The sequence below is a fragment of the Shewanella sp. SG41-4 genome (genome assembly GCF_014164505.1).
Taxonomy (GTDB): Bacteria; Pseudomonadota; Gammaproteobacteria; order Enterobacterales; family Shewanellaceae; genus Shewanella.
The window spans coordinates 1-7,101 of record NZ_JACJFI010000217.1; the positions used below are offsets into that span (position 1 = coordinate 1).

At 40.7% G+C, this 7,101-nt stretch carries 7 protein-coding genes; 4 read left to right on the plus strand and 3 right to left on the minus strand.

Annotated features, from left to right (window positions below; genetic code table 11):
• Nucleotides 1-51: 51 nt before the first annotated feature.
• On the plus strand, nucleotides 52-561 hold the full coding sequence (locus H5202_RS16355; RefSeq protein ID WP_182773010.1) for a DUF4240 domain-containing protein: 510 nt from the start codon (nucleotides 52-54) through the stop codon (nucleotides 559-561).
• Nucleotides 562-795: 234 nt separating this feature from the next.
• The gene (locus H5202_RS16360; RefSeq protein ID WP_182773011.1) at nucleotides 796-1,320 is read left to right on the plus strand and encodes a DUF3016 domain-containing protein; all 525 of its coding nucleotides are present in this window, start codon (nucleotides 796-798) and stop codon (nucleotides 1,318-1,320) included.
• Between the two features lie 9 nt (nucleotides 1,321-1,329).
• Here H5202_RS16360 and H5202_RS16365 read toward each other — a convergent pair whose 3' ends face one another.
• Together H5202_RS16365 and H5202_RS16370 are read right to left on the minus strand one after the other, a co-directional pair.
• The gene (locus tag H5202_RS16365; RefSeq protein ID WP_182773012.1) at nucleotides 1,330-3,060 is read right to left on the minus strand and encodes a GGDEF domain-containing protein; all 1,731 of its coding nucleotides are present in this window, start codon (nucleotides 3,058-3,060) and stop codon (nucleotides 1,330-1,332) included.
• 144 nt (nucleotides 3,061-3,204) lie between these two features.
• Nucleotides 3,205-3,513 carry a prephenate dehydrogenase gene (locus H5202_RS16370; RefSeq protein ID WP_182773013.1) on the minus strand — a complete coding sequence of 103 codons (309 nt, stop codon included), beginning with the start codon at nucleotides 3,511-3,513 and terminating at the stop codon, nucleotides 3,205-3,207.
• A 52-nt stretch (nucleotides 3,514-3,565) separates the two neighbouring features.
• On the opposite strand from H5202_RS16370, the gene H5202_RS16375 reads away from it, so the two are divergent.
• Both H5202_RS16375 and H5202_RS16380 read left to right on the plus strand, forming a co-directional pair.
• Nucleotides 3,566-4,474 (plus strand): TraB/GumN family protein, encoded by a 909-nt coding sequence (locus H5202_RS16375; RefSeq protein ID WP_182773014.1) that lies wholly within the window; start codon nucleotides 3,566-3,568, stop codon nucleotides 4,472-4,474.
• 824 nt (nucleotides 4,475-5,298) lie between these two features.
• Nucleotides 5,299-6,132: a MaoC/PaaZ C-terminal domain-containing protein gene (locus tag H5202_RS16380; protein WP_220493910.1), complete on the plus strand. Its 834-nt coding sequence runs from the start codon at nucleotides 5,299-5,301 to the stop codon at nucleotides 6,130-6,132.
• Between the two features lie 105 nt (nucleotides 6,133-6,237).
• On the opposite strand, the gene H5202_RS16385 is transcribed toward H5202_RS16380, so the two are convergent.
• Nucleotides 6,238-7,101 (minus strand): mechanosensitive ion channel family protein (locus H5202_RS16385; RefSeq protein ID WP_182773016.1); only part of this gene is annotated, 864 nt, incomplete at its 5' end.

The window sequence follows — 7,101 nt, forward strand, 5'->3', positions numbered from 1 at the left end:
GGAAAATTTGAGGTAGAATATCTCACAAAATAGAGCGATGGATACATTTTGATGACAGAAACACATTTTTGGGCACTCGTCACCCGTGATCAACCTGAGCAGTCTTCAGCAGAACTAGAATTGCGATTACGCGAACAATTGCAAGTATTGGATGACGAAGCACTCACGGCATTCGATAAAATGTTAGGCCAACAATTACGCCGTAGTTATTTATGGTCAGTTTGGGGCGCAGCATACATCATTACCGGTTGCGATTCTGATTATGCCTTTGCTGAATTTAGATGTTTTTTACTGTCGTTAGGCCAACAATGGTATGACAAGGTTATTGTTAATCCTGACTGCTTGGGTGAGTTAGCACAATGGCCGTTAGTGGATGATTATGCTTATCCGTTTATAGAAGAGTATGATTTAATTGCTGGGAAAATTTACGAAGATCGCAACGGGGATGAGTTGCCGTTTGTGCCATCAGGGCAGAAGACACCAGTAGGCAAAAAATTCAGCACCAAGCCAAAGGTGATGCGTCAAACCTATCCTTTATTGAGCGCACGGTTTCCTTTTTAGTGGTATGAAACATTCATAATAGTCCTGTTAAGCGTTGGTTCAGCTTAACAGGACTATAGTCATAATATAACGATGTAGGCTAGATGGCAGACATTCAATTTGATGACAGTTTCCCGCGTTGCAATATGACAAAAAGTGTACAAAAGGATTAAACATGACGATATTAATTGATTGTTTAACGTTTCGCTTGAAGCTGTTGTATTACAAGTACCTTAAGCCCTTTGGAGGTCTATTATGAACGTAAAATATTTACTACTTGCTCCGGTATTGTTGTGCCAAGTTGCCATGGCCGAAGATGCACCAGAACCGAATCCTGTTACCGAAGTCGGTGTGGTTAAAATTGAATGGCAAAACCCAAAAGATTTTCGTGATATCAAAACGTCAAATGAACTTCAGTCACGCTTTGAAAAACGTTTATTTGAAACCTTAACCAAAAACATCAATAAGCAGGCTGAAAAAATTCTTAAGCCAGGACAGACTTTGCACATGCAAGTGACCAACTTTGATTTAGCTGGAGACATGCGGCCAACATTTGGTGCTACGCCAGGTGATTTGCGTATCGTCAAAGATTTATATCCACCCAGAGCGACGTTTAGTTACAGTGTAAATGAGGGTGACAAAGTCATTATTGCTGGTGATGAAAAAATTATCGATATGAGTTTTATGCACAATACGCGTAATTTCAACAACAAACCGTTTCATTATGAAACCAACTTATTTGATGATTGGTTACAAAAAACGATTGCTCCCAAGCTATAAGCTAAGTATTTATGATTGTTTTTCATGCAGGTAAAATCCATTCAAAGCGATTTTTGCCTGCTTTTTTGCTTGGGCGCTTAATGTTGATATTTGATACTCAGTTGCCTGTAGAGTCACTAATGGAGGTAAAACCCCAATAGATAGTGAATCCAAAGGGTATTGGAATTGCTGCCCTTGTCGGTCTTGGGCTTGCATTGTTTGTGCTTGCCAATGATCGCCATTGTAAAAGCTCATTTTCTGTTGCTCAAATAATTCAATCATTGTTTGGCAATTGGCTAGCGTGTCGTGTCCCATGCTTATCATAACAAAATCATCCCCCCCAATATGGCCAATAAAACAATGGTCATTTTGATAAGGCAGCAACAAGTTTGCCACTAACTGAATGACTTCATCCCCACGCCAAAATCCATAAATATCGTTGTATGGCTTAAAGTGACTTAAATCTAAATAGGCAAGGTAGTAAGACTTTTTCTGTAGCCTTAAGCGTTTTAATTCTTCTTGTATTGGCACGTTACCTGGCAAGTTGGTGAGTGGGTTTGCGTGTCGCGCCATTTTTATTCTATGTTCAGTAATACGCTGTAATAAATCTTTAGTATGACCAATTCCAATTAACTGTTGATTGCGCAAGATAATGAACTGTTGCGCCACTGTGTTGACTGAGTCTGATGTGAGTAACTGACTGACATGGGTAAGTGGCTCGTTAGCGTCAATGTGTAACACTTTGGTGTCCATCGCCATTCTTGCGGGTCGGTTTTCGTGTAATGCGCGGCCATAAGGTGTGCTGAATAGCTCCAGTAATGTGCTGCGACTGACAATGCCTAAAGGTTTATTATTTTCAGTTACCACAATGGCTTGTAATGCTGGTTGTTCAGCAAAAGTTTGACTGATTCTTTTAAGTTGTGTTGTGGGAGATGCTTTTATGGCGTTAGTGCATAAACTTTCAGCCGTTTCACAATAATGAGAATTAGGCTGAGCCATGGGAGGGCTCAATTCACTGCTAAATTGCTTGTTTGGATGACGTGCCGGTCGTCCAAGAAAGTAGCCTTGGCAATAGGTTACCCCTAATTGTTTTAGCGTGGTGAGTTCCTCATTGGTTTCAATGCCTTCTGCAATCACTTTACAGGTTAAGTTTTGGCATAAATCGACAATAGAGCGGACAAATTCTTGTTTTACTGCGGTGGTATCTATTTGATGAATAAAATGTCGGTCGATTTTGACATAGTCTGGTGCTAATTCAGACCACAATCGTAACCCCGAATAACCAGCGCCTAAATCATCAATCGCAGTTAAAAAACCTTGATTTCGATAATGATTTAAACAGGATTTTAGCAAGTCGATATCGTCGGCGGGATATTGTTCTGACAATTCAATAACCACATCCGACGGGGAGATCCCCAGCTGCTTAATGAGCTGTAATGTCATGCCTTTAGGGTGATTAGGATCGAGCAATGCTTTAGGTGAGATATTAATAAACAGCTTGCCATTAAGTTGGCGAGAGTGAAATGCATTAATTGAAATGCTGCGACATAAGGTTTCAAGTTCACTTAATGAACCTTGTTTTTCGGCGTGAGTAAATAGGGCGTAGGGCTTGTGTAACGGGCTGTTTTTAGGGCCACGACTAAGCGCTTCATAACCGTGCAATTGATTGGTTGAAACATTGAAAATCGGTTGGAATACCGCTTCAATAGATTGCTGTTCGATGATGTTGTCAAGTTCGCTAGTGAGCAGTAAAGCCGTCATCTCTATATCTCATTCAATTCACTACCTAACGGCATTGCGTTCGGTATTGTTACCACTGAGAGACAAGTCTATTGCGAATAGATGACAAGATTATGTCATAAAAAGGATAGCCCCTAATAAAAAAGTACTAGGAGCTCATAGCGATTATTTGGCGAGTTTAAATACTTGTAATGTTTGTAGTAAGGTCGCAAGCTTTTTGACAAAGGCTTCAAGTGTTTCTGGTGCAACATGAGTGCTGCTTTGCATGGCATCAAATTCTGCAACCAATTCTTGTACATAAGGTAAGAAACGATTACTACTTGTTGTAAAACCTTGCTCTTCAGTAAATATCGCCACAAACTTACCGTGGCCTTCTTTACGTAATTCGTCCAGGCGAACATCTGAATCAATGGCTTGTCTATAGGCTATTTGCAGGTTTTCTTTTATCTGTAGAAAAACATTGGTGTACGGCATAATTGCCTCATAGTGCATGTGCAAAGAATAACGTTAATTATAAGGAGCTAGTATGCAGGCAACAAGAGAAAGTCGGCTTATTTTTAATATCAATTTGATTTATGGTCGCTTACAGCGAAATTGCTACGGTTTAATCGCATTGTTACTGTGTTTTACATCAACATCGGCAATTGCGTTAGACTCACCGGTATTCTATAAAATCGAATATCAGCAACAGCAAGCGTATTTATTGGGCTCCATTCATATTGGACGTCAAGATTTCTACCCATTAGCACAGCACATAGAATCAGCATTTAAACAATCGGATGCGCTAGTCGTTGAAGCCGACATTGGCCAAGGTGACACTGGGGCGTTATTGCAACAGTACGGTGGTTTGTCGGCAGATATTGCCGCGGATGTTAATGCGACTCGGCAAGTGTATTGTCAAAGCCATCAATCCCTATGCCAATCACTGGCACCGTATGCACCTTGGTTGCAGTCCGCGCAAATTAGCATGGGACGTTTTGGGCAATTAGGTTACAGCGCAGAACAGGGTGTCGACGCTTACTTTATGGCAAATCGCAGTGGTAAAAATGTAGTTGAGCTGGAGAGTATTCAGTTTCAATTTGAATTAATTTCATCATTTTCAACCGCGACTCAACTGCAAATGCTTGATGATTCGATTAACGCTAGCGATGCAGAAATGCTTGATTTAATTTACGCGTGGCGTCAAGGCGATGGTAATGCTCTGGCAAAAATTATGGAATCGCAAGCGGGCGATGCTGATGAGTTACTCGAGAAGCTGTTGTGGCAACGTAATCACACCATGACGCAAAAAATTATCCAGTTGTTACAAAACAAAAACCACAAACAATTATTTATCGTTGTGGGTGCCGGACATATCGTCGGTCAGCAAGCCATTCCTGATCTACTAAAACAGCAAGGTGCGACCATAACTCGTTGTACTTTTTTACAGTGTTAATGTCGATATGGTGTGAGTTATTCGAAAGGTAAACTATTGAGATTATATCACTAAAACAATGGCTGTATTGTTAAGTCGATTGGCTTATAAATTAGCCTATAGAGCGGTCATAAGGCCCAAGCGAGCAATAAGAGATACATTAATAATGGGTCAACAGCATTTTAAGCAGTTGATATTTGCTAAAGTCGGGCGGTAGATTGTTTTTCAAGTAATCTTTGATAACGTTTACGCTCGATTAACTCTCCGTTGATCGTTGCCATTGGCTAAACTAAGCGTGGGCAACAATTAACCCTGCGGCTGATAACCCTGCTGCTAGTAGCAACTGGCAGTAAATTATCTATGTTGTTGAAAAGTTGAAGTTGTATTGGGTTGTGTTGGGCAGTGGACTAGCGGTATCCACAATGCTGTATTTTGACGCCTCAATCTGTTTAACTACTAACAGCAACCGTTTCCAGAAATATTACATAGCACGGCATCGAGGCTCAAATCTGTCCATTTTAGGCTACATATACCGAAATATTGGTCTTACACGACATTAATTACTTTTTGTAATTTAAGTGATGTCGTTAAAGTATCATTATCTGAAAAGATCAATCAGCAATTGTGTGCTGATGATATACCGGTAATTATCGCTATTTCGCTTGGTTAATTTAATTAATATAGGCGTAATGACATAGCGTTTTAAACGCATAAAGTAATTAGCGGTTTAGCAACAGCCAGAGTCTAAGGTATAATGATCTATTAACCGTTTTGCAGCACATGCTTTTGCTGCCTACTTAGGGTACAACATTGTGAGTCACGACTACACTATCGAATTAAAAGCGATGCCTTCGCTTTTGTCTTTGTATCGCAAAATCCTGTTTGGCCGTAAACCGGGATGGAACCAACAACCGCTTCCGAGTATTTATGTGCAAGCACCGAATGTGCTGTTGTCTCAAGATAAAATTAGCCAATATGCTGCTGTGTGCGGTTTTGAATATGATGGTGTGACGTTACCGCCAACGTATTTGTATGTGTGGGCATTTCGTTTACATGCGATGATTTTTACACATAAAGCGGTGACATTCCCATTACTTGGCATGCTCCATTTAAAGAATAGTATTAGCGTATTACGCCCTGTGCGCGCAGATGAAACCTTAACAGTACAATGTGAGTTAACTACAAGTCGCACTACCGATGCAGGGCTTGAGTTTGATTTGGTGTCTAAAGTGTTTGTCGGTGATGAATTGGTTTGGCAAGCGCTATCCACTTATTTGTATCGTATTGAATCTGCTGGCCGTCGTGCTCGTCCGCCTAAAGCGTCAGAAATGGCATGGGAAAACGTTCAGCACTGGCGCTTAACCGATGACTTAGGTCGTCGTTATGCTAAAGCTTCTGGCGATTATAACTTGATCCATTTACATCCATTGTTGTCAAAACGCTTTGGTTTTGAGCGAGTGTTAGCGCATGGGATGTGGTCTAAAGCACGGGTGATGTCTCAGTTAATGACGTTTGTTGGCGATCGACCGTTTCAAGTTGATGTTGAATTTAAACTGCCAGTATTTATGCCATCTGAAGTGACCTTTGCGTTTGAAAGTATTGAAAATGGTAAACGTTTTGAAATGCGTGATGTTAAAGGTCGCCGACCGCATTTACAGGGCAGCATCACTTATTTATAAGCTCTTTAGTTATTCCTAGTTTAGGTTAGTTAGGTTGCTTTAATTATTAATAAAAAGGCTCAAGTCGATGACTTGAGCCTTTTTTATGGCAATCACAATGCTTACTTACTTTTGATAAATATGCACATCGCGTTGTGGGAACGGAATACTAATGCCTTCTGCATCAAAGCGTATTTTCACTGCGCGAGTAATGTCCCAATACACTTCCCAATAGTCATCGGGAGTAACCCAAGGCCTTACAATGAAGTCGACAGACGATTCGCCCAATGTATGGAGCTTAACAATTGGTTCAGGATGCGCTTGCACTTTTGGATGTTGTTCGACAATATTTTTTAAAATGGTTTCTGCATGTTCTATATTGTCGCTGTAGCTAATACCAAAGGTCATGTCTACCCGACGTTGATGCTCTGCAGTGATGTTGTTAATGGTATCGCCCCAAATCTTATTGTTTGGCACAATAAGGCGTTGGTTATCTAACGTTTTGATCGTTGTTGATACTAGGCTCATGTGGCTAACACGACCGGTGACATTAGCAGCATTGATTAAGTCGCCGACATCAAATGGACGATAGATTAAGATCATCATGCCAGAGGCGAAGTTGGACAGGGTATCTTGCAAGGCAAAGCCAATAATCACACCCGCAATACCAAAACCAGCGAGTAACGGCCCAAGTTCAAACCCGAGTTGCGATAAGGCAATCAATAACCCCACGGCAAACACTACTTTACTGGATAGCGAGATGAAAAAGTCTTGCAGCAGTTGGCTAAATTGTAATTTAGATGCTCGTACCGTTTTAGAGATAATTTGAGTGACAATTTTGGCGACTAAACTGGCCGCAAATAAGATGAATAGAAACACTACAATCTTAAACGTTAAACTTGGTCCATTATTAATCGTCTGATCTTTAATGACTTTGCCCCAGCCTTGTAGCAAATTTGACGCAACGCTAAAAATTAATACATCCTTGGT